The organism is Pilimelia columellifera subsp. columellifera (assembly GCF_039532605.1).
GTDB lineage: Bacteria > Actinomycetota > Actinomycetes > Mycobacteriales > Micromonosporaceae > Pilimelia > Pilimelia columellifera.
The window spans coordinates 50854-73174 of the sequence record NZ_BAAARY010000010.1 but is presented as its reverse complement, the minus strand read 5'-3'; the positions used below and the strand labels follow the sequence as shown (position 1 = coordinate 73174).

22 protein-coding genes and 1 tRNA gene are annotated in these 22321 nt (G+C 72.1%); 7 read left to right on the top strand and 16 right to left on the bottom strand.

Going from position 1 to position 22321, the window contains the following annotated elements; all coding sequences use genetic code 11:
- The first annotated feature begins 82 nt into the window (after positions 1-82).
- Complete coding sequence (msrA, locus tag ABD287_RS12115) at positions 83-682, top strand: peptide-methionine (S)-S-oxide reductase MsrA (RefSeq protein WP_344172328.1); 600 nt, start codon at positions 83-85, stop codon at positions 680-682.
- 5 nt (positions 683-687) lie between these two features.
- On the opposite strand, the gene ABD287_RS12110 is transcribed toward msrA, so the two are convergent.
- The gene (locus ABD287_RS12110) at positions 688-1194 is read right to left on the bottom strand and encodes a hypothetical protein (RefSeq protein WP_344172326.1); all 507 of its coding nucleotides are present in this window, start codon (positions 1192-1194) and stop codon (positions 688-690) included.
- A gap of 181 nt (positions 1195-1375) precedes the next feature.
- Positions 1376-2899: a collagen-like domain-containing protein gene (locus ABD287_RS12105; protein WP_344172324.1), complete on the bottom strand. Its 1524-nt coding sequence runs from the start codon at positions 2897-2899 to the stop codon at positions 1376-1378.
- A 352-nt stretch (positions 2900-3251) separates the two neighbouring features.
- Between ABD287_RS12105 and ABD287_RS12100 the strand changes: the two genes are divergently transcribed.
- Positions 3252-4394, top strand: a complete 1143-nt coding sequence (locus tag ABD287_RS12100; protein WP_344172322.1) for a DNA glycosylase AlkZ-like family protein — start codon at positions 3252-3254, stop codon at positions 4392-4394.
- A gap of 341 nt (positions 4395-4735) precedes the next feature.
- Here the strand turns inward: ABD287_RS12100 and ABD287_RS12095 are convergent, their stop codons facing one another.
- Both ABD287_RS12095 and ABD287_RS12090 read right to left on the bottom strand, forming a co-directional pair.
- The gene (locus ABD287_RS12095) at positions 4736-6103 is read right to left on the bottom strand and encodes a cystathionine beta-synthase (RefSeq protein ID WP_344172320.1); all 1368 of its coding nucleotides are present in this window, start codon (positions 6101-6103) and stop codon (positions 4736-4738) included.
- A 63-nt stretch (positions 6104-6166) separates the two neighbouring features.
- Complete coding sequence (locus ABD287_RS12090; protein ID WP_344172318.1) at positions 6167-6541, bottom strand: YkvA family protein; 375 nt, start codon at positions 6539-6541, stop codon at positions 6167-6169.
- 329 nt (positions 6542-6870) lie between these two features.
- Here ABD287_RS12090 and ABD287_RS12085 point away from each other — a divergent pair, with 329 nt between their 5' ends.
- Positions 6871-7692 carry an SGNH/GDSL hydrolase family protein gene (locus ABD287_RS12085; RefSeq protein WP_344172316.1) on the top strand — a complete coding sequence of 274 codons (822 nt, stop codon included), beginning with the start codon at positions 6871-6873 and terminating at the stop codon, positions 7690-7692.
- 58 nt (positions 7693-7750) lie between these two features.
- Positions 7751-8998: an acetyl-CoA C-acetyltransferase gene (locus tag ABD287_RS12080; protein WP_344172314.1), complete on the top strand. Its 1248-nt coding sequence runs from the start codon at positions 7751-7753 to the stop codon at positions 8996-8998.
- 27 nt (positions 8999-9025) lie between these two features.
- On the opposite strand, the gene ABD287_RS12075 is transcribed toward ABD287_RS12080, so the two are convergent.
- From ABD287_RS12075 to ABD287_RS12065, 3 genes are all read right to left on the bottom strand, one after another.
- Positions 9026-9346 (bottom strand): hypothetical protein, encoded by a 321-nt coding sequence (locus ABD287_RS12075; protein WP_344172312.1) that lies wholly within the window; start codon positions 9344-9346, stop codon positions 9026-9028.
- Positions 9347-9462: 116 nt separating this feature from the next.
- Entirely contained in the window at positions 9463-10266 is an 804-nt protein-coding gene (locus tag ABD287_RS12070; RefSeq protein WP_344172310.1) for a Bax inhibitor-1/YccA family protein, read from the bottom strand.
- Between the two features lie 75 nt (positions 10267-10341).
- A tRNA-Leu gene (locus ABD287_RS12065) sits at positions 10342-10425 on the bottom strand.
- Positions 10426-10582: 157 nt separating this feature from the next.
- Here ABD287_RS12065 and ABD287_RS12060 point away from each other — a divergent pair.
- A complete protein-coding gene (locus tag ABD287_RS12060; RefSeq protein ID WP_344172308.1) occupies positions 10583-12418 on the top strand; it encodes a hypothetical protein in 1836 nt (611 codons plus the stop codon).
- A 15-nt stretch (positions 12419-12433) separates the two neighbouring features.
- On the opposite strand, the gene ABD287_RS12055 is transcribed toward ABD287_RS12060, so the two are convergent.
- The 7 genes from ABD287_RS12055 to eno all read right to left on the bottom strand — a co-directional run bounded on the left by ABD287_RS12055 (position 12434) and on the right by eno (position 18810).
- Positions 12434-13768 carry an NAD(P)/FAD-dependent oxidoreductase gene (locus ABD287_RS12055; RefSeq protein ID WP_344172306.1) on the bottom strand — a complete coding sequence of 445 codons (1335 nt, stop codon included), beginning with the start codon at positions 13766-13768 and terminating at the stop codon, positions 12434-12436.
- Positions 13769-13821: 53 nt separating this feature from the next.
- Positions 13822-14574, bottom strand: coding sequence for a uracil-DNA glycosylase (locus ABD287_RS12050; protein ID WP_344172304.1), 753 nt, complete (start codon positions 14572-14574; stop codon positions 13822-13824).
- Positions 14575-14653: 79 nt separating this feature from the next.
- Positions 14654-15178, bottom strand: a complete 525-nt coding sequence (locus ABD287_RS12045) for an LppU/SCO3897 family protein (protein WP_344172302.1) — start codon at positions 15176-15178, stop codon at positions 14654-14656.
- A 112-nt stretch (positions 15179-15290) separates the two neighbouring features.
- On the bottom strand, positions 15291-16199 hold the full coding sequence (locus ABD287_RS12040) for a Ppx/GppA phosphatase family protein (RefSeq protein WP_344172459.1): 909 nt from the start codon (positions 16197-16199) through the stop codon (positions 15291-15293).
- A 58-nt stretch (positions 16200-16257) separates the two neighbouring features.
- Positions 16258-16842: a DUF501 domain-containing protein gene (locus ABD287_RS12035; protein WP_425565608.1), complete on the bottom strand. Its 585-nt coding sequence runs from the start codon at positions 16840-16842 to the stop codon at positions 16258-16260.
- Entirely contained in the window at positions 16839-17465 is a 627-nt protein-coding gene (locus tag ABD287_RS12030; protein WP_344172298.1) for an FtsB family cell division protein, read from the bottom strand. The genes ABD287_RS12035 and ABD287_RS12030 overlap by 4 nt, the downstream gene beginning before the upstream one ends.
- A gap of 61 nt (positions 17466-17526) precedes the next feature.
- Positions 17527-18810 (bottom strand): phosphopyruvate hydratase, encoded by a 1284-nt coding sequence (eno, locus tag ABD287_RS12025; RefSeq protein ID WP_344172296.1) that lies wholly within the window; start codon positions 18808-18810, stop codon positions 17527-17529.
- Between the two features lie 233 nt (positions 18811-19043).
- Here eno and ABD287_RS12020 point away from each other — a divergent pair, with 233 nt between their 5' ends.
- Complete coding sequence (locus ABD287_RS12020) at positions 19044-19673, top strand: PilZ domain-containing protein (protein ID WP_344172294.1); 630 nt, start codon at positions 19044-19046, stop codon at positions 19671-19673.
- Between the two features lie 43 nt (positions 19674-19716).
- A complete protein-coding gene (locus tag ABD287_RS12015; protein WP_344172292.1) occupies positions 19717-20445 on the top strand; it encodes a hypothetical protein in 729 nt (242 codons plus the stop codon).
- Between the two features lie 9 nt (positions 20446-20454).
- Here ABD287_RS12015 and ABD287_RS12010 read toward each other — a convergent pair whose 3' ends face one another.
- Both ABD287_RS12010 and ABD287_RS12005 read right to left on the bottom strand, forming a co-directional pair.
- On the bottom strand, positions 20455-21429 hold the full coding sequence (locus ABD287_RS12010) for a nucleoside triphosphate pyrophosphohydrolase (protein ID WP_344172457.1): 975 nt from the start codon (positions 21427-21429) through the stop codon (positions 20455-20457).
- A gap of 4 nt (positions 21430-21433) precedes the next feature.
- Positions 21434-22219 (bottom strand): hypothetical protein, encoded by a 786-nt coding sequence (locus ABD287_RS12005; protein WP_344172290.1) that lies wholly within the window; start codon positions 22217-22219, stop codon positions 21434-21436.
- Between the last annotated feature and the right edge of the window lie 102 nt (positions 22220-22321).

The following is a 22321-nucleotide window of genomic DNA, read 5'->3' as shown; positions in this document are numbered from 1 at the left end:
TAATTCCACAAGGAGTCTCGTACAAGAGTCCTTGTGGAATTTGTGAGGCATGCTTGGCGTCGGCACGGAAAGGAGCACAGCCATGTTCGGCAACCACCACACCCCCGCCACCCACCCGGTTCTCGGCCAACCGCTGACCGGCCCCTGGCCCGAGGACCACGAGACCGCCGTGGTCGGCATGGGCTGCTTCTGGGGCGCCGAACGGATCTTCTGGCAGCTCCCCGGCGTCGTCAGCACCGCAGCCGGATACGCCGGCGGTCACGCCCCCGACCCCGACTACCGGTCGGTGTGCGGCGGCGGCACCGGGCACGCGGAGGTCGTCCAGATTGTCTTCGACCCAGCCGCCACCAGCTACGAGCGGATCCTCAAGGCGTTCTGGGAAAACCACGACCCCACCCAGGGCGATCGGCAGGGCAACGACGTCGGCAGCCAGTACCGGTCAGCGATCTACACCACCAGCGAGCGACAGGCCGAGCTGGCCCGATCGTCCCGGGACGCGTTCGCGCCCGTCGTCGCCGCCGCCGGGCTCGGACCGATCACCACCGAGATCGCGCCGCTGGCGCGGTTCCACTACGCCGAGGAGCACCACCAGCAGTACCTGCACAAGAACCCGGGCGGATACTGCAACCACGGCCCCAACGGGATGACCTGCAGCATCGGAGTCGCACAGGGTGGCGGCTGAGCAAATCAGCCCGGCGGCCGACTGGTAGGGATGACCCGCACCGCACCGGCGCCCAGCCGGATCACGACATCCTCGGCGACCTTGGCCGACAGGTTCGCCGACTCCGCCACGTTCCAGCCGTCCCCGGCCGCTGTGGCCGCGCCGCTCCAGGTCGGGTGCAGCAGCGGGATGATGCCGTTCATCATCGTCGCGAAGGCTTCACCCTCGGCGACGGTACGGAAGGTGGTCACCGTGACGGCCGCGTCGCCCAGCGCGCAGGTGCCCCGGTCGGCGTATCGGTAGACCGACTCGTCCTTCTTCGCGTCCTTGCGGTAGCCGACACAGTTGAGATCCCCTGCCAGCGTCTCGGCCGAGGCCCCGAGATACTCGGCGGTGTTGAGACGGGACATGGCTGCCGGCGCCTGCCAGCCGGCCACGGCACCCACGGCAGCCAACGTCAGGCCGGCCGCCGCCAGCTTGACCGGACGACGGAGAGCGCGGCCAGCGGCGGGGACCTGAGCGGTAACAGTCACGGGTGCTCCTCCTGAGTCGTCAACCATCTACCTCAAATCCTACGGAGAGTGATGATGCTGGCGTGTCGGCCAGATCGGCGCCTACCGGGACTCAAAGGGCATGAACCATCGGCTGAACGAGGGTGGGCCCCGGCTTCCGCCGGGGCCCACCCTCGTTCAGTTCGTTCAGAAGGCACTTGGCTCAGGACGGCAACGGCGCGCAGAACACGAACGGCTTCAACTTCGGCGAGCCGTTGGTCTTCGTCCAAGAGAAACGCCACGACTGGTGGGTCGCGTCGGCTTCGTTCGCCTGAGACGTGTTCAACGTGAGATGGCCGAGTTGGCCAGCCGTCATGTCGTACCCGCCGAACACTGGGAAGGTGCCGGTCGTGCAGCTCACGGTCGCGGCCGTGTTGGTGCCCACGGTCACCTCAGCGCCCACGACCTTAGTGATCGAGAACGACGCCCCCGCCGGACCAGCGGGGCCGGCCGGACCCGTCGGGCCAGCGGGCCCCGGAGATCCGGTGTCGCCCTTCTCGCCCTGGGCGCCAGCGGCCCCGGTCGCGCCAACGGCGCCAGTGTCACCCTTCTCGCCCTGGGCGCCCTGAGTGCCCTGGGCGCCGGTCGCGCCGGCTTCGCCCTTATCCCCCTGGACGCCGGGCACACCCTGAAGGCCCTGTGCCCCCGGAACACCCTGCAAACCCTGAAGGCCCTCAGCGCCGGTGTCGCCCTTCTCGCCTTGGGCGCCGGTTTCGCCGGTGTCGCCCTTCTCACCCTGAGTTCCAGGAACGCCCTGGAGGCCCTGAAGACCCCTCTCGCCTTGGGCGCCGACCGCGCCGGTGTCGCCCTTCTCGCCGCTGGCGCCGGTCGCGCCCGTGTCGCCGTTCTCACCCTGGACCCCAGCCGCACCGGTCGCACCGGTCGCACCGATGTCACCCTTCTCACCGGTGGCGCCTTGAACGCCGACCGCGCCGGTGTCGCCCTTTTCGCCGGTGTCGCCCTTCTCGCCCTGGGCGCCAGCCGCGCCGGTGTCGCCCTTGTCCCCGCGGTCGCCCTTCTCGCCCTGCGCACCAGCAGCACCGGTCGCACCGTTGGCGCCTTGAGCACCAACTGCGCCCGTGTCACCCTTCTCGCCCTGAGCGCCAGCCGCTCCCGTGTCGCCCTTGTCCCCGCGGTCGCCCTTCTCGCCCTGCACACCAGCAGCACCGGTCGCACCTTGAGCGCCGGCGGCCCCCGTGTCGCCCTTGTCCCCGCGGTCGCCCCTCTCACCCTGGGCGCCGGTCGCGCCGGTCGCACCAGCGGCGCCGGTGTCACCCGTGGCGCCTTGAGCACCAGCTGCGCCCGTGTCACCCTTCTCGCCCTGAGCGCCGGCTGCCCCCGTGTCGCCCTTCTCGCCCTGAGCGCCGACTGCCCCCGTGTCGCCCTTCTCACCTTGAGCACCGGTGGAACCGGTGGCACCGGTCGCGCCCTTGGCGCCGGCTGGTCCGGCGGGGCCGGCCGGGCCGCGGTTGTTCCAGTTGATCGTCTTCTCGGTGCTGACGCAGCGCTTGCCAGCCTGGTAGTCGATAACGCGCAGCGCGCCAGTGATCTTGTGCCGGCAGCCTGTGATCACTCCCGTGCGGCTGTCGGGCACCGTGGCGTATGCGGCGGTGCCGACGCCCAAAACGATCCCAGCCGAGGCCAACGACATCGCGATGACCTTGCGCTTCTCTTTGCTGAGGAACATCCCACCAACTCCTTTGTCCAGTTCAGGAGCGGTCGCCGGCCTCAGCCAGAGACACCGCTTCCAAGGGTCGTCCTGACCGTAGGAGCCAGCGGGCGTCGTCCGATTCCTCCCAGAAGCTGCGCCCGCTAGCGAAGGGCCGCAATGAACGGCGCCCAGTGCGCGCCACGGCGCCCACCAGCCGGACAGAGATTCCGACACCACGCTCGTCACCCCCCGGCACACCCCACGCCGCCCAGGAAATCCGCGCCCCATGTCAGATCAACGCGCCCAGCGCTGGTCAAGGGCGGCGGCCGACGTGGTCGGCGGGCGAGAGATACGACGGGGTGGTTCCGCGGGGGGCTAGCGTTCGGATATGACCGAGAAGGCCGGAATGAGCCAGCGGACCATCGGGCGGGCTCAGGTGATGGCATACCGTTGGCGTGCCCACCAGCTTGACCGTCCAGCAGGCTGCGCCGATGACGCCGCCCTCCTCGACTTCGGCGTCCAGGACACCGGCAACGACGGGGCCGCCTGGGCGCTGGCCGTCCGGGGAGTCCGCCCGTCCGAGGCATCGATGCTGGCCTGGACGCTGCGCGGCGCGCCGCACCGGTACCGGCTGGCGGACGCGAAGGCTGTCACCGTCGCCACCGCGCCGCTGTCGGAAGCTGACGCGGCCTCCCGGATCTTCGACTCCTCGCGTGCCCTGCGCGCCGCAGGCATCGCCGTGTTGGAGGCGTTGACGCACGTAGCGGGCCTGACCCGGCGCATCGTCACGGGACCGATGGCCAAGGGAGCGGTGTCCACAGCCCTGACCGCTCAGCTCGACCGGCCGTACCTGCGCGAGTGCCGCCCGTGCCGCGCCGTCCACTGCGGAGAGATGACGTTTCGCCTGCCGGCGCTCCAGGCCGGGCTGGCGCTGACGCCTGGAACCTCGCCGCCGGTGCTGCGGCGGATCACCGGCGTCAGGCCGTCGCCGTACGCACGCCTCGGCGGCGACGCCGACGAACGCTTCCATGTCGTGCGCAACTACCTGCGCTTCTACGGGCCGGCCACCGTGCCGGAGGCGGCGAAGTTCCTGGACGCTCCGGTCCGGGACGTCCAGGCCGCGTGGCCGTCCGATGCGGTTCCGGTGACCCTCGACGACGACGGGCCCCGGGTGCGACGGCATGTCCTGGCAACCGATCTGGACGCGCTGACGGCCGCCGACGTCACTACCGGAGTGGCCCGGCTGGTCGGCCCGTACGACGCCTATCTTCAGGGCCGCGACCGGTCGGTGCTGGTACCGGACACCACCCGACACAAGGCGCTGTGGCCGGTGCTGGGCCGACCGGGCGCGGTGCTCGTGGATGGCGAGGTCGCGGGGGTGTGGCGGCCGCGCTCATCCGGGGGGAAGTTGAGTCTGCGGGTGGAGCTGTGGACGCCGCTGCGGCCGCCGGCCCGGAAGTCGCTCAGCGCGGAGGCTGAGCGGCTGGCCACGCACCGCGGATGCGCGCTGTCCAGCGTGGACGTCAGCTGACGGCGCCCGTTCACCGCTGGCGGGGCGGGAGCACGTCACCGGAGAGTTTGCGGGGGAATCCCGGTGTGTGCTCCCGCCCGCCGCTCCCGCCCATTGAACCGGGGAGAAACGCCTGGCCGGAGGCGTCGGGCCGGCGGAGGCTGTGCCGGCCACCAGATCCTGGGCGGGTTGGGTGCGGGACGATCACGACGCTGGCGGGGCGCCGGTTCCGTCGACCGCGGGTGGAAAGTCTGTAGTTGTCAGTTCCGTGCCACCGGGACTAACGCGTGAGTCACGGAAGAAAAACGGACAACGGGTGCGACTTCGCCCACGGCACGGTAGGCCGATCGGGTGATGAGCGCTCAGGAGCCCAGGTGAGCGAGCAGATCCTGACGGGTGAGCACCCCGGCCGGCTTGCCGTCGACGAGAACCATCGCGGCGTCAGACTTTTCCAACATGGCCACTGCCTCGCTCACCGGCTGCCCGCCACCGATCATCGGCAGGGCAGGCCCCGTGTGTTTGTCCACCATGTCGTGCAGGTGCGCGGCGCCGGAGAACAGCGCGTCCATCAGGTCCTTCTCAGCTAGTGAGCCGGCCACCTCGCCCGTCACCACCGGCGGCTCGGCCTTGAGCACAGGCAGCTGCGAGACGCCGTACTCGCGCATGTAGTCGATCGCGTCCCGAACCGTCTCGGTCGGGTGCACGTGCACCATCTGCGGCAGGCCGCCGCCCTTGTGGGCGAGCACGTCGGCGACAGTCGCCCCCACGCGGCCGGTGGACAGGAAACCGTACCGGGCCATCCAGTCGTCGTTGAAGATCTTCGACAGGTAGCCGCGGCCGCCGTCGGGCAGCAGGACGACGATGACGTCGTCGGGGCCGGCGTGCCGCGCCACTTCGAGCGCCGCTTCCGCGGCCATTCCGCAGGAGCCGCCGACGAGCAGGCCCTCCTCGCGGGCCAGGCGGCGGGTCAGGTCGAAGGATGCCTTGTCCGACACTTCGATGATCCGGTCGCAGACGCCCTTGTCGTACGTCTCGGGCCAGAAGTCCTCGCCGACGCCCTCGACGAGATACGGGCGGCCGGTGCCGCCGGAGTACACCGAGCCTTCCGGGTCCGCGCCGATGATCTGGACCCGGCCGTCGGAGACCTCCTTGAGGTACCGGCCGATGCCGGAGATGGTGCCTCCGGTGCCGACGCCGGCCACGAAATGGGTGATCCGTCCGTCGGTCTGCTTCCAGATCTCCGGTCCGGTCGACTCGTAGTGCGAGCGCGGGTTGTTGGGGTTGGCGTACTGGTTGGGCTTCCAGGCGCCGGGGATCTCCCTGGTCAGCCGGTCGGAGACGTTGTAGTAGGAGCGCGGGTCCTCCGGGGCCACGGCCGTTGGGCAGACGACGACCTCGGCGCCATACGCCCGGAGGACGTTCTGCTTGTCCTCCGACACCTTGTCCGGGCAGACGAAGACGCACCGGTAGCCGCGCAACTGGGCCACCAGGGCCAGGCCGACGCCGGTATTGCCGCTGGTCGGCTCGACGATGGTGCCGCCGGGCTTGAGTTCGCCGGAACGTTCGGCCGCCTCGACCATCCGCACCGCGATCCGGTCCTTGACCGAGCCACCGGGGTTGAAGTATTCGATCTTGGCCAACACGGTCGGCGCCATGCCCTCGGTGACGTTGCGTAGCCGCACCAGCGGCGTGTCCCCGATGGTGTCGACGATGTTCTCGAAGTAACGCACGGTGCTCCCTCACGAGGCTTCCCGACGCCCGTCGGCGTCGCCCGGAAAGCCTACGGCCTGCCGTCAGCCGACGACCTCGCCGGGAACAATCGCATCCCGCCGGGCCTCCCAGGCCAGGAAACGCTCGGTCTCCGAAAGGACCGCCCCGGCCAGCCAGGCCACCATGATCGCGTCGTCGCCGAGGCCCAGGGCCAGGAACAACCCCTCGGGAATGAGGTCGATCGGCGACACGATGTAAGCGGCCGCGGCGGCCATCGCCAAGGTGCGGGCGCCGCCGTCGTACTTGCCGCGCACCGTCGCCGCGATCATCCGTGGCAACGCCCCCAGTCGGGCCCCGAGAGACGGTCCGCCCCGGGCGCCGGCGGTGACCGCGCGGCCGAGGGCCTTGAACGCCGCCATCCGCCGCAACGTGGTTCGTGCAGTGCCGGTCTTCGCCATGGAAGCCACCTCCGTCACCCATGGTGCCCCAGCCGCGCCGACGCCGCCCGGCGCCGGCGCGGGCTCACCCGGCCGTTCGGGCGGTTCCAGAGGCCGGAAAGCCCCGCCCCCACACCCCCCGGTGGGCCCGGCCAGGCCCTGCCGGCGGACAGGGAACCGGACGCCATGACCGGTCAGAGCATCGTCGGCGATGATTCCGGCAGCCCCGGCGGATGAGGTGAATTACCTGCTCACGGCCGATGTCCCGGTGCCCGAAACGCGCCGTACGCTGACCACAGCCCACGACCGCCCCCCCTCCCCCGATCGTGGTCATCCCCAGTGGAGTGAAGATGTTGCGGATCGGACGGGCGCTGGCCCTCACCCTCATCGCCGGCACCGTCGGCGGCGCCGCCGTCCTGGCCGCCGAAGCCATGCTGGCGCGCAGCCGCCGCTACGTCGGCCCGGAGCTGGGGCTGACCCTGCGCGCAGCGGTAGGCCCCGCCGACGCCCTGCCGCTGCGACTGGTCCTGCTGGGAGACTCGACGGCTCTGGGCGTCGGCGTCGACCGGGTCGCCGACACCGTCGGCGGACGCCTGGCGCACATGCTCACCGGCGTCGACAGCAGCAACGTCTGGGACGCTGCCGCCGCGTCGCGCCCCGGCGGGACGGTCCGGCGGGTGCTGCTGTCCTCGGTGGGGGTCTCCGGCTCCCGCTCCACCGACCTGGCCACCCAGGTGGCCCGCTGCCTGCTCGGCGACGGCCCGGACGTCGCGGTCATCCTCATCGGCGTCAACGATGTGCTCGGCCTGCGCCGGCCCACCGACGCGGCCGCGTGCCTGGCCGGCGCGGTGCGGCGGCTGCGCGAAGCCGGTGTCCGGGTAGTCGTCGGCACCTGCCCGGACCTCGGCGCGGCCCGCGCGTTCGCGAGGCCGCTGCGGCAGGTCGCCGGGTGGCAGGGCAGGCGGATGGCGCGGGCCCAGGCCTCGGCCGCGGCGAAGGCCGGCGCGACCGTGGTGGATCTGGCGGCGGCGACCGGGGCGGCGTTCCGCGCCGACGCCGGGGCCCTCTGCCGAGACAGGTTCCACCCGTCGGCCGCCGGTTACCGGATGTGGGCACAGGCGATGCTGCCCGCGGTGACGAACGCCGCGGCGAGCCGCGAACCGCTGCACTGAGCACACGGACTGCCACGGGAACGACCAACACGGGCGTCAGGCGGCATACCGTAGGGGAATGCGTGAAGCTGTCATCGTCGCCACCGCCCGCTCCCCGATCGGCCGCGCCGGCAAGGGCTCGCTACGCGACCTACGCCCGGACGACCTCGCCGCCACCGTCATCCGCGCCGCGCTCGACAAGGTCCCGCAGCTCGACCCCACCACCCTGGACGACCTCTACCTCGGCTGCGGCCTGCCCGGCGGCGAACAGGGCTTCAACATGGCCCGGGTCGTCGCGGTGCGGCTTGGGCTCGACCGGCTGCCAGCGGCAACCGTGACCCGCTACTGCGCCTCGTCCCTTCAGACCACCCGGATGGCCTTCCACGCCATCAAAGCCGGCGAGGGCGACGTGTTCGTCTCAGCCGGCGTCGAGTGCGTCTCCCGGTACGCCCGCGGCAACTCCGACGCCCTGCCGCCCGAAGCGCAGGCGCTGGTCGGCGGCGGCTGGCAGAACCCCGCCTTCGACGGCGCCCGGGAACGCTCGGCCCGCCGCGCCGCAGGTGGCGCCGAGCCCTGGCACGACCCTCGCGACGACGGCGCCCTGCCCGACATCTACCTGGCGATGGGTCAGACCGCCGAGAACCTCGCCCAGCTCAAGGGCATCACCCGCGCCGACATGGACGCCTTCGGGGTGCGCAGCCAGAACCTTGCCGAACAGGCCGTCAACGCCGGTTTCTGGGCCCGGGAGATCACCCCGGTCACCCTGCCCGACGGCGCCGTGGTCAGCGCCGACGACGGTCCCCGCCCCGGCGTGACCCTGGAGGGCGTCGCCTCGCTCAAACCGGTGTTCCGACCCGACGGCCGGATCACCGCAGGCAACTGTTGCCCACTCAACGACGGCGCCGCGGCCGTCGTGGTGATGAGCGACGTGCGCGCCCGGGAGCTGGGCATCGCCCCGCTGGCCCGGATCGTGTCCACCGGCATGACCGCGCTCTCGCCCGAGATCATGGGCCTGGGCCCGGTGGAAGCGACGCGCCAGGCGCTCGCCCGAGCCGGCATGACGATCGGCGACATCGACCTCGTGGAAATCAACGAGGCGTTCGCCGCGCAGGTGATCCCGTCCTACCGGGACCTGGACATCCCGGAGGAGAAGCTCAACGTCATGGGCGGGGCGATCGCCGTCGGGCACCCGTTCGGGATGACCGGCGCCCGGATCACCGGCACGCTGCTCAACGCCCTCGACTGGCACGACCGGGCCGTCGGGCTGGAGACCATGTGCGTCGGCGGCGGGCAGGGCGCCGCGATGATCCTCGAACGTCTCCGCTGACCACGGCCCGAAGCCACGCGGCGGGCGTCACAGCGAGGCGCGGACCTCGGAGACGTCCGCCGCGGCGGCGTGGGTGAGCAGCTCGGAAGCGCCCGAGGCGACGAGGTCGTTGGCGACGACGCGGAGCTGGTCCGGCAGCAGCAGCCCGCGGTCCGGGGCCGGCAGCTCACGGCGCGGCTCGCCCTCGGCCTCGGCCGCCAGGTCGGCGATGCGCTGGACGAGGGCGTGGACGATCTCGGCCCGGGACGGCCCGCCAGCCTCGGGCGGCGTGTCCCACCTCGCGGCCGTCCACTGTGCCGTCTGACCGGCCAGCTGGTCGACAACCCTGATCAGCTCCGCACCGCTCATGACACGCAGCCTACCGGCCGGCTCGGGACACCGGCAGCGCTGACGACGATGGCCGCCTCGCGCGGCGCGCGGGCGGCCATCGACAGTATGCGCCGGACTGGGCTTGGCCGGTGAGGTCAGTCGTCGCCGCCGAGCGCCTGAAGCAGGCGCAGGATCTCGATGTACAGCCAGATGAGGCCGACGACGATGCCGAAGGCGCACGCCCAGGCGTACTTGCGCGGCATCCCGTAACGGACGCCCTCCTCGATCTCGTGGAAGTCGAGGACGAAGCTGAGCGCGGCGATGACGATGCAGACGAGGCTGAACCCGATCGCCAACGGACTGCCGTCTCGCAGTCCGGTGTTGATGCCGAAGAAACTCAGCACCAGATTGATCATCATCAGGCCGAAGACGCCGACCATGGCGGCGATGATCCCGCGGACGAACTTGGGCGTCGCCCGGATGACCTTGAACTTGTAGAGCCCGGCCATCAGGAAGAACACACCGAACGTCGCGACGACCGCCTGGAGGACGATGCCGTCGTAGGCGGCGGAGAACTGCTTGCTGAGCAGGCCGAGGAAGACACCTTCGATCACGGCGTAACCGCCGATGACCAGCGGGTTGGTGACCCTCGCGAACGCGATGACCAGGCCCACCACGAGCCCGGTGAGGGCCGCGGCGATGAGCACCGGCAGGTTGAGCGCGTCCGGCACCGTGGTCCACGCGACCGCTGCCGAGACGCCGAGCAGGGCCAGCAGCCCGACCGTCCGCACGACGACGTCGTCGATGGTCATCGGGGCGACGACCGGGGCGGTCGGGAAGCCCGTCTGGGTCGGGTACGGCTGGCCGTGGCCGACCGGGGCCGGCGGGGCGTACGTGGCAGCCTGCTCCCGCTGCGCCGCCTCACCGAGCCGGCTGAGCACCGGGTTGTGACTCTTCACGTCGAGCCTCCTTGAGGAGAATGGTGTGAGGCCAGAGTAGCGCCCCTGGCCTACCGGTGAATGTCCCGTCGCCGCTGGTGCCCGGGGCGGGGATCGAACCCGCACGCCTTTCGGCAGCCGCTTTTAAGGCGGCCGTGTCTGCCATTCCACCACCCGGGCGTTCGGTAGCCGCGCCCACGTTATCCAATCCGGGCGCAAACGTGCACCGGGCAACCCCGGTCAATCCGCCCGATCAACCACAACACACCCGCCAAGAGCGGGCATCGGCGTCCGTCCGGCCGACACCGACGGCGCTCGCGGCATTATGGTCGACGCCGTGACGAGCACCGCATCGCCTCGGGATGCCCGCCAGACCCCCGACATCGACTCCCCTGCACCGACCGGTCCGCCAGACCAGACCCCGCGCCCGCCAACTATCGCGGCGCCGCGCTGGTGGCAGCGGCCGGTCGTGCGGGACGTCGGCGTCGCCCTGTTGTTCCTCGCGGGCGCCGCCGCGGTGCTGTCCGGGCTGCTGCGCGACCCGAACGGCCGGTGGCTGGCGCTCAACCCGGAGGACCAGACGCTGTACGAATGGTTCCTGGCCGTCGACACCGGCTTCTGGTCCGGAGAGGTCGACCTGGTCACCGACCGGCTCAACGCGCCGGATGGCGTGAACCTGCTCACCAACACGACCGTGATCGCGTTGGGCCTGCTGTTCACGCCGGTGACGTGGGCCTTCGGCGCGCCGGTGAGCTTCGCGCTGATCGCCACCCTCAACCTCGCCGGCACCGCTTTCGCCTGGCACCTGCTGCTGGCCCGGGGGCTGCTGCTGACCCGGGGCGCGGCGATGGCCGGCGGGGCGTTGTGCGGGTTCGGCCCGGGGATCATCTCGCAGAACAATTCCCACCTGCACATGACGGCGCAATGGCTGACGCCGGTGATCGTGTGGTGCGTGCTGGCGTTGGCCAGGTCGTCGCGTCCTGACCAGCCAAGGACCAACGCGTGGTGGACGGCATCGTTCGGCCTGGCGGCGGTGGTGACCGTCCAGATCTTCATCGGCGAGGAGGTGCTCTTCCTCACCGCCGTGACGCTGCTGCTGGTGACGCTGGGGTACACGGCGGCACGGCCGCGGCTGGCCCGACGGCTGGCCCCACGCTTCGTCGGCGGGATCGTCCTGGCGGCGGTCGCCGCGCTCGTCCCGTTGGCGTACCCGCTGTGGACGCAGTTCTTCGGACCGCAGGGGGTCCGCGACGGCATCTTCAGCGCCAGCTACTTCTCCGCCGACCTGGCCAGCTGGCCCGCGTTCTCAGCCCTGTCGCTGGCAGGCAGCCCCGGCGCCGCTGATCTCACGACCGGTCCCGCCGAATACAACGCGTTCGTAGGCTGGCCGCTGCTGGCGCTGGCCGTCGCGTGCGCGATCTGGCAGCGCCGCGACGCCGCGGTGGCGACCTGCGGAGCGGCGGCGCTGGGCATGGCGCTGCTGTCGCTGGGACCCACGGTCGTCGTCAACGGCCACCGCACCGCCATCCCCGGGCCGTACGCGCTCATCGACGGCGCGCCGCTGGTCGACGGCGCGCTGCCGATGCGTTTCGCCCTGGCTGCCCTGCCGCTGCTCGCCGTCATCATCGCGGTGGCGATCGACCGGGCCGCCGCCGCGCGCCGGCCACTGGTCCGGTACGGGGTTCCGGTGGCGGCGCTGGCCGCGTTGCTGCCGGCGGCCCCGCTGCCGCTGCCCACCGAGGCCCGCCCGCCCCTGCCGGAATTCATCGCCGGTGGGCACTGGCGGCAGTGCGTGCCCGAGGGCGGCGTGCTGGTCCCGGTCCCGCTGGCGACGCCACCGGAGCCCGGCCCGATGCGGTGGGCCACCGCGGCGCACGCGACGTTCGGCATGCCCCAGGGTTTCTTCATCGGCCCGTACGGCGAGAACGGGACCGGCACCATGGGCATTCACCCCCGCCCGACATCGCAACTGCTGACGAAAGCCCTCGACGGCGAACCGGTGACAGTGACCCCGGCGGACCGGGCAGCCGCCCAGGAGGACGTGCGCTACTGGGCGGCCGACTGCGTGGCCCTGGCCGACGGCACGGCTGGCGGGCCCGAGGCCCGCGTCGTGCTGGAGCAGCTGTTCGGCCCCGGAACCCGGATCGCCGACGCGTGGACCTGGCGCCTCTGAGCCGGCACGCGGGCGTCAGCGGGCGCCGGCGTGGTCCGTCAGCGGCGGGGTCACCTCGGCGAAGCTGTCCTTCGGGTGCTGGAGCTGGCCGAGCGACACCACCTCGCGACGCAGGAACAACGCCAAAGTCCAGTCGACCACCACACGGATCTTGCGGTTCAGCGACGGGATCCGGCTCATGTGGTACGTCCGGTGCATGAACCAGGCCGGCAGACCGGTGAGCTTCACCCCGTACACCTGGGCGACGCCCTTGTGTAGACCGAGGCTGGCGACCGAGCCGACGTGCTTGTGCCGGTAGTCCACCGGCGCGCGGCCGCCGACCACCAGGGCGATGTTGTCGGCCATCCGGCGCGCCTGCCGCACCGCGTGCTGGGCGCTCGGCGAGCACAGCTCCCCGGCCGGCGCGGTCAGGTCGGGGACGGCGGCGCAGTCGCCGGCGCTCCACGCGCCCTCGACGATCCGGCCGTCGGCGTCGACGACCTGGAGCGTCGCGGCGCACCGGATCCGACCCTTGGCGTCGCGGGGCAGGTCGGTCTGGTTGAGCATCGGTGACGGACGGACGCCGGCTGTCCAGACGATCGTGTCCGCCGGGAACGCCTCGCCGTCGGAGAGCACGACGTTTCCGTCCACGCACGACTCCAGCCGCGTCGACAGTCGGATGTCGAGGCCCCGTTTGAGTAGTTGGCGGACCGTGTACGCGCCCATGTCCCGGTCCACTTCGGGCAGCACCCGCTGGGTGGCCTCGACGAGCACCCACCGCATCTGGTCGGCGGTCAGGCTCGGGTAGTACCGCAGCGCGTCGCGGGCCATGTCCTCCATCTCGGCGAGCGCCTCGATCCCGGCGTAGCCGCCGCCGACAAAGACGAAGGTCAGCGCCCGGGCCCGGGTCGCCCGGTCGCTGGTGGTGGCCGCGACGTCGAGCCGCTCCAGGACGTGGTTGCGCAGGTAGATGGCCTCGCCGATGTTCTTGAAGCCGATGCCGTGCTCCCGCAGGCCGGGGATCGGCAACGTTCGGGAGACCGAACCCGGGGCCACGATGACGTGGTCGTAGCCGATCTCCAACGCCGGGCCGGTGATCGGCCGCACCTGGGCGACCTTGCGGTGGTGGGCGATTCGGGTGACCTCGCCGGAGACGACCCGGCAGCGGCTCAGCTCACGGCGCAGCGGCACCACCGCGTGCCGGGGCGAGATGTTGCCGGCGGCCGCCTCGGGCAGGAACGGCTGGTAGGTCATGTGGGGCTGGGGATCGACGACGATCACCTCAGCGTCGCGGAGCTTGCTGGACAGGCGCAGCGCGGCGTAAAGCCCGACGTGACCCGCGCCGACGACAAGAATGCGTTGGCCGCTCATGGCCCTATGGTGCGCCTGACCATTAGCCAAGGCCCGCGAATGTGATCTGGGAGTCACGTGATGCCGGCCACCTGGCGGGCCTGGGCGAGGACGTCGTCGAGCATGGCCGGGGTGAGCCGTCCGGTGAAGGTGTTCTGCTGGCTGACGTGGTAGCAGCCGATCAGCGTGGGCAGGTCGGGGTCGGGCGCCCAGATGGCGCCGTGCCCGAACCTCGGCCGGGGGGTGGGCGGGCGGAGGCCGTACACGGCGGTCAACGTCGGCCACCACGCGTTCCAGGCGAAGGCGCCGAGCGCGACCACGACCCGCGCCGTCGGGCGGATCAACGCGAACTCGCGGCGCAGCCACGGGGCGCAGGTGTCCCGTTCGCTCGGGGTGGGCTTGTTGTCCGGCGGGGCGCAGCGGACGGCGGCGGCGATCCGCACCTGCCGCAGCGTCAGACCGTCGTCGGCGGCGACGCTGGTGGGCTGGTTGGCCAGGCCGGCGCGGTGCAGGGCGGCGAACAGGACGTCGCCGGAGCGGTCGCCGGTGAAGATGCGACCGGTGCGGTTGCCGCCGTGGGCAGCCGGAGCCAGTCCGAGGATGGCGATGCGGGCGGCCGGGTCGCCGAATCCTGGGACGGGCCGGCCCCAGTAGGTCTGGTCCCGGAACGAGGCCCGTTTGACCTGGGCGACCTCCTCGCGCCAGGCGACGAGCCGGGGGCAGGCGTGGCATTCGGCGACGGCCGCGTCGAGCTGCGGCAGCTCGGGCGCCGCCGCGGCGAGACGGGCGACGTCAGCCGGGCTGGTGGCCGGGACGGGGCGACGCATCCGACCTCCACACAGAACGCGTTCGGACGCGCCGGCCACCGGCGCGTCCGAACAGCGTACCGAGGTCACCCGCCGGTGATCACTTGCGGACCGGCTCCAGGCAGACGACGTAGCCCTTCTTGGACTGGTCCGCCGACCTCTCGCCGACCCAGAGCGAGTAGCTCGCCGTCTCGTGCTGGGCGCACTGGACGTTGGGGTCGTGGCTTCGCTCGACGATGTCCTCCACCCGGGCGAGCGCCTTCAGGGTAGCGCTCGGCTCCCCGCAGCCGACCTCCTTGGTCTTGGTGACGTCGTTGGTCTGGTTGACGCATTCACCGACCCTGACATCTAGTTCGGTGAATGCTTTGGCCGCGCCGCTAAGGCCGAAGCCGATCCCGACCTTGACCGCCAGCACGACAGCCGCGGCGCCGACAGCGGCGAGCACGCCGATGAGCTTGCCTCGGGACTTCTTCTTCGGCGCGCCGTGTCGGCCGGCCTGAGTCGGCGTGCCCGGCGGGTCGGCGTCGCCGGCGCGCTGCTGCGGGATGGCGTAGCCGGGGGCGGCCCCGGGGGGCGACGCCGGGTCGGAGTAGCCGTTCGTCGGAACGGGAGGGGGTGTGGTCACAGCAGGTCCTTTCCGGATGTCGGGTCGCAGCGTAAACGCACCCGGCCGGGAAAGGTCCGCTCAGAGCTGTCGCATTGCCGACACCACAACGCTGTGCTTATGCGACCTCACCTCAAGTCGACAAGCTCAGCGCGATTCCATCCAGAATGTCGCTTTCACTGACGACGACGGTGGCCGCGTCCGCGCGCTCCATGATGACCCGGAGCACCAACGCGCCGGCGGCGATGACATCGGCCCGGCCGGGGTGCATGACCGGAATGGACCGTCGCTGCGCCACCGACATCGCCATCAGATCGTCGGCGACCCGGGTCACTGCGGCGCGGGTCAGGACAGTGTGGTGGATGCGGGTGGAGTCATAGGCGTCGAGACCGAGAGCGACCGCGGCCACGGTCGTCACCGAACCGGCCAAACCCACCAGGGTCGCCGCAGGCCCGGCAACGGCCGCGAGCGCCCGGTCGACGGCCGCGACGACGTCGGCGTGGGCGGCCCGCGCCTGCTCCGGAGTCGGCGGGTCGGAGCGCAGGTGCCGTTCGGTCATCCGGACGCAGCCGATATCGATGGAGACCGCCGCCTCGACGGTCGCGCCGCCGCGAACGAACTCGGTGGAGCCGCCGCCGATGTCGACCACCAGACACGGGCCGGTCACGGTCAACCCACGCACCGCTCCCGCGAACGACAGCCGGGCCTCGTCGTCACCGGAGATGACCTCCGGGTCGACGCCGAGGGTGTCGCGCGCCATCCGCTGGAAGTCGTCGGCGTTGTCAGCGTCACGGCTGGCGGACGTCGCGCACATCCGCACCCGGGCAGCGCCCAGCTCGGCGATGATCGCCGCGTACTCGGCCAGCGCGTCGCGGGTCCGGGCGATGGCCTCGGGGGCGAGCCGGCCGGTGCGGTCGACGCCCTCGCCGAGTCTGACAATGCGCATCTGCCGACTCAGCTCCCCAAGCCGGCCGTCGGGCCACAGGTCAGCCACGAGCAGACGGACGGAGTTCGTGCCGCAGTCGATCGCGGCGACCCGCAGCGGCGCCGACGACGCCGCGCTGACGGCGGTGATCGCGCTGACGGCCGACCCGGCTGGCTCACCCATCGGTGGCGTCCGGGGCGGTGCAGCATCCGGTCAGCCACCACGGCCCGACGGCGGCCAGAACCTCGTCGCCGAACGGGTTGACCCCGGGCCCGGCGGCCAGCGCGTGACCCAGATGGACGTGCAGGCACTTCACCCGGCCGGGCATCCCGCCGGCCGAGATGCCCGCGATCTCGGATACCTCGGCGATGGCGGAACGTTTGGCCAGGTAGTCCTCGTGCGCGGCCCGGTACTGGTCGGCCAGCTGCGGATCGGCCGACAGGCGGGCGGCCATGTCCCGCATCAGCCCGGACGACTCCAGTCGGCTGCACGCGGCGGTGGCCTTCGGGCAGGTCAGGTAGTAAAGCGTCGGGAACGGGGTGCCATCGGCGAGCCGCGGGGTGGTCTCGACGACGTCGGGGTTGCCGCACGGGCACCGGTGCGCGACAGCGCGGGTTCCGCGTGGGGCCCGCCCGAGCTGCGCCCCGACGGCGGCCAGATCAGCCTCGGTGGCCGGCTCGCGGCATGGTCCGGGCACGAGGTCAGCCGCGCGTGCTGAAGTGTCCACTGTGGGTTCCTTCTGTGGGGGTACAGCGGTCAGGGTCGGGTCTGCCGGTCGGCTGAGCCGATGCTCGACCACAACGTCTGCGACCAACCCCGCGGCTGCGGCTTCTGCGGCTGGGCCGCCGGGGCTGGCAGCTGGGGGGCGTCCCAGGTGATGTAAGGGCGCTCGCCGGGGCGGACGTAGTAGAACCGTTTACGGGCCTGACTGGCCACATAGGCCGGATCCTGCCAGAGGGCCACCTGCTCCTCAAGGCCCACGATGCGCTGCGCGCGGGCCCGCTGATCGGCCTGGAGCTGGGCGATCTCCGCCTTCTGCGACAGGTAGACCCGCACCGGGTAGGTGTACCCGAACGCCAGCGCCACCAGAATGACCATCAGGACGAGCGCCCGACCGGTGAGCCGACGCTGCCGTGGGGCGGTGGTCCGTTTCGCGGCCGTACGTCGGGCCGAGGCGGGGCGGACGCCAACCGTCGGACGCGCGCCGACCCCGGTGGCGCGCCGGGTGTCGACCCGACCGGAATCCCGCGAGCCGGAACGCCCGCCGGCGGCCACGCCGGCCGAACGGGTGGCGCCGGCCCGGCTGGCCGAACCGCGCGTCGCGGCGACACGCTTCGGGGCCGACCGGCCGGCCGGCCCCGAACCGCTGGTACGACGCTGCATCCACTGATGCTAACCGGCGGCGACGCGCCCCGTCGGGAGGCGGCGCCGCCGACGGCGTGGATCAGGAGACCCGGTACCGGGGGAACGCCCCCGCGCCGGCGTAGCGGGCGGCGTCGCCCAGCTCCTCCTCGATCCGCAGCAGCTGGTTGTACTTGGCGACCCGCTCCGACCGGGCCGGGGCGCCGGTCTTGATCTGGCCGCAGCCCATCGCCACGGCCAGGTCGGCGATGGTGGTGTCCTCAGTCTCGCCGGAGCGGTGGCTCATCATGCAGCGGAAACCGCTGCGCTGGGCCAGCTCGACCGCGTCGAACGTCTCGGTCAACGAACCGATCTGGTTGACCTTCACCAGGACCGCGTTGGCCGACTTCTCGGCGATCCCGCGGGCGATGCGCGTCGGGTTGGTGACGAACAGGTCGTCGCCGACGAGCTGGAGCTTGTCGCCCAGCTGCGCGGTCAGCGCGGCCCAGCCGGCCCAGTCGTCCTCGGCCAGCGGGTCTTCGATCGAGACGATCGGGTACGACTCGGCGAGCTTGGCGTAGTAGGCGCCCATCTCGTCCGCGGACTTCGGGGCGCCCTCGAACTGGTAGGCGCCGTCACGGAAGAACTCGGTGGCCGCCACGTCCAGGGCCAGGACGATGTCCGTGCCGAGGGCGTAGCCGGCGTTGCCGACGGCCTCGGCGATGAGTTCGAGGGCGGCGGCGTTCGTCGGCAGGTCGGGGGCGAAGCCGCCCTCGTCGCCCAGGCCGGTGCTCAGGCCGCGCTTCTTCAGCACCGCCTTGAGCGCGTGGTAGACCTCGGCGCCGCTACGCAGGGCGTCCCTGAAGGTCGGCGCGCCGATCGGCGCGATCATGAACTCCTGGACGTCGACGTTCGAGTCGGCGTGCGCGCCGCCGTTGACGATGTTCATCATCGGCACCGGCAGCAGGTGCGCGTTCGGGCCGCCCAGGTAGCGGAACAGGCTCAGCTCGGCCGACTTCGCCGCCGCCTTCGCCACCGCCAGCGACACGCCGAGGATGGCGTTGGCGCCCAGCTCCGACTTGTCCGGGGTGCCGTCCAGGTCGAGCATCCGCTGGTCGATGGCGCGCTGGTCGCTGGCCTCGTAGCCGACGAGCTGGTCGACGATCCGGTCCTCGATGTTGCTGACGGCCTTCTCCACCCCCTTGCCGAGGTACCGGCCGGAGTCACCGTCCCGCAGCTCCACCGCCTCGAACGCGCCGGTCGACGCGCCGGACGGAACCGCCGCCCCCGCGACGACGCCGTCGTCGAGACCGACCTCGACCTCGACGGTCGGGTTACCGCGGGAGTCCAGGATCTCCCGAGCCAGAATTGCCTCGATGGTGGCCAATGTGTGCCCCTCTCGTGACGGGTCCTCAGGTAGCGGCGGCGCGGCGGAGCAGCGCGGTCGTGGGCGGGTGGCGGAGCCCGTCCGGGCCACCCCGGCCGAGCTTATGCGAGCGGCCGACCGCCGGCAGGCGGGGGCCACAAGCCGGCGCCGCCGGCAGACCGGCTCAAGTCCCCAGGAGCGCGGCCGAAGGGGAAGTGCGAAGCTCGCGCGTGCGATCACAGGGGGAGGGCGCGATGACCGACGTTCCCGTGCCCCGGGTCGGCGACCGGATCACGATCGGGTTCGATGGCGGTGAGACCTACCAGACACGGGTCGACCATGTCGGTGGGGACGTGATCACCGTGACCACCCCCCTGGACGTGCGGGTCACCGACCTGCCCGAAGTCGACACCGTGGTCACCGTGTCGTGGGCCGGACAGCGCGGACGACACAAGGCCGCCTCCACCGTAATCGGCATCACCACCGGGCCGCCGGGCTCATGGAGGCTGCGGCTCACCGGCACGGTGCAGGTCCAACAGCAACGGCAGTTCGTCCGGGGCGGGGGCGGCGAGCCGCTGACCATCCGACGGCTCGGATTCGGTGGAGGGACCTTCTCCGGATACATCGTCGACCTCAGCGAAGGCGGCGTGCGGGGACGGTTCCAGCACCTTGAGCTGCACTCCGGCGAGCACGTCGCGGTCCGGTTCGCGCTGGAGGATACCGAACTGGACCTGCCTGCCACCGTGCTGCGCGTCGCCGACCAGCCGGCGCTGCGGGCCATCGACGTCGTCGCCATCCTCAACCTCGACGAGGCGCAGGCCACCGCGATCCGGCGATACATCCTGCAGGCGCAGTTGCGGGCCCGGCAGGCCGCCGCGGTCTGACCCCGGTTGGGGCCGCCGGCAGACGCTGCGCGACCCTGACCGTATGCCGATCGATCCTGAGCCGCCCGCTGCCCACCGTCCGACCGGGACCGGCCGCTGGCTGGTGGTCCTCGCCGTCGGCGCCACGCTGACCGCCGGATGCCGCCCAGTCGCGGACGCCGACCGGGGGTTCGACCAGGCTCAGCTCGTCAACACTCTGGCCAGCCGCGTCGCCGTCGGCGAACAGCGCGACCACACCGCCGAGTACCAGGCGCTCGGCGGTCCGGCGTGGGTGACCCGGCAGGCCACGCCCCCGCGGACCGTCTACCGGCACCCCGACGGGCTGCTCATGGTCGACCGGAAGGCCACCACCGAATGCGACGCAGGCGCCGCCGTCACCTGCCGGCGGAGCCTGCCGCCGACCGGCGGCGCCAATCCACGCGCCGACCTGTTCGACGAGCCCGGAGCAACCGCCCTCGTGCCGCCACGCCTCGTCATCAGCCTGCTCACCGCGGCGGCGATGGACCCCTCGGCCACGATCGAGCAGGGTCGGTCGTCGGTGGCCGGCGAGCCGGCCACCTGTGTCCGGGCGTCCGGCCTGACCGGGGCGCCGGCCCCGGGGTTCGCCGCCTGCCTCACCGACGGCGGGGTGCTGGCCAGCTTCGACGCGACCGTCAACGGGCGGACGCTGTCCATCCGGCTCAGCCGGCTGACCGACCGGGCCGACGTCGCCCGGTTCGCGCTCCCGGCCGGGTCGGTCGTGGTGGACGAGCGGCCGCCCGGCGCCCGCTGAGCGTCCCGCTCAGCGGGTCTCTGCGGCGCGGACGGCGGCGGCGTGGGCGAGCGCCGCCCGGCGCAGCGCCGCCTCCGGGTCCAGGCCGGCGCGACCGGCGGCGGCCACCAGATCCAGCAGCGCCGCGCCGAGGGCGTCCTCGCCGGCGAACGGGTCCGGCGGAGGGACCGGCAGTGACGGCGGCGCGACGGACCGGGCAGCGCGTTCGAGGATCTTGGCGGCGAGCGCCAGGGCCGGCTGGGCGAGGGCGATGCCGTCCATCGCCGAGGCGCGGGACTTCTCCGCCTGTTTGATCGACTCCCAGTTGTCGACGATCTCGGCCATGTCGGCGACCTTCGCGCCGGCGAAGACGTGTGGGTTACGGCGGATCATCTTGGCGACGAGGTCGCCGGCGACCTCGTCGACCGACCAGCGCTCGTCCTCCGGCAGCTCCTGCGCCAGGCGGGCGTGCAGCACGACCTGGAGGAGCAGATCGCCCAGCTCCTCGCGGAGCGCCTCGGCGTCGTCGGCCACGATGGCGTCGTACGCCTCGTAGCACTCCTCGATGAGGTAGCGGGCCAGGGACCGGTGGGTCTGAGCGCGCTTCCACGGGTCCCCGCCGTCGGGGGCCATAAGGCGATCGATCACGGCGACCGCGTCCAGAAGCCGGGCGCCGGGCGGGTCCCAGGAGCCGTAACACAGCTCCAGCTCGGCCAGACCGGGCTCGCGGGCCAGACGCAGGCCCAGCGTGCGGGCCATCGTCTGGTCGCCGTCCGGGGAGGCCAGCCAGACCACGTCGCCGTCGACGGCGGCGGCCAGCATCGCCTCGATCTGACCGGTCGCGACGATCCGCACCGGCACGCCGGCGGCACGCAGCGCCGCCACCTGCGGGTGTTCGGCCGCGGCCAGGACCGGGCAGGACCGCACCAGATCCCAGGTGTGCGCCGTCAACAGCCCGGCGGGCAGCCGGGGGGAGGTGACGAGCAGGACGATCCGGGGCACGATCCGGTCAGTGGTCGTCGTGTCCGCCGCCCGGGGCGCCGGCCGGCGCCGGGGGCGGAGCCTGGACCACCGCGCCGGCCGGGCCGAAGTGGACGTCGACCGCCGTGACCTTCTGGCCGTCGAGCACGAGCTGAACCGGGTAGCTGCGGTCGTAGCGGGGGTTGATCGAGACGCCCACGTCGGCGGACGCCCCCTCGATCAGCTCACGCTGGGTCACCGGCTTGGCGAGCGCCTCGTCGGTGAGCAGCGGGCGGGCCTCGGCATAGCTGAGACCGGTGGGCTCGCCCTGCGGGCCGCGCAGCTGGGCGTACGCGTCGCGGCGGTCGTCCTCGGTGGGGACGGCCTGCGGGTTCGCCTTCTCGGCGGCCTGATCGAACATGGTGACCGCAGCGACGCCCTGGGCGGCGGCCTGGACGACCTCGGCGGTCTCCGGGAGCCGGAACCGGGCGCCGATCTCGGTGACCGGACCGGCGGGCAGGGTCTGGCCGGTGGTGGCGGCGTAGCTCTTCGCGGCGGCCGTGAGCGCGAAGAACCGCACCAGCTCGCCCCGCAGGCCGGCCACCAGGTCGGGCTGACGCTGCTCGGCCGGGACCTTGGCGAGCAGCTCGTCCATCATCTGGTCGAGCTTGGCCTCGGTGAGCTTCTGACCGCCGGCGTAGACGGCGACCGACGGGTCGGAGCGGCAACCGGTGAGCGTGAGCAGGCCGAGCGTCGCCACCAGCGCGAAGGAGGTGAGCCGACGGACGCCCGCCCGGCTGACGCTGGCGGACCGGCGGAATCGCGCAGAAAGCATAAGCACACTCTCTCACGCGTGCGACGCGCCGGAGACCCGGGGAGCGCGACCCGGTGACACCCCACACAAAACAGGATTGCCATAGTCCTCATTAGTTACGGT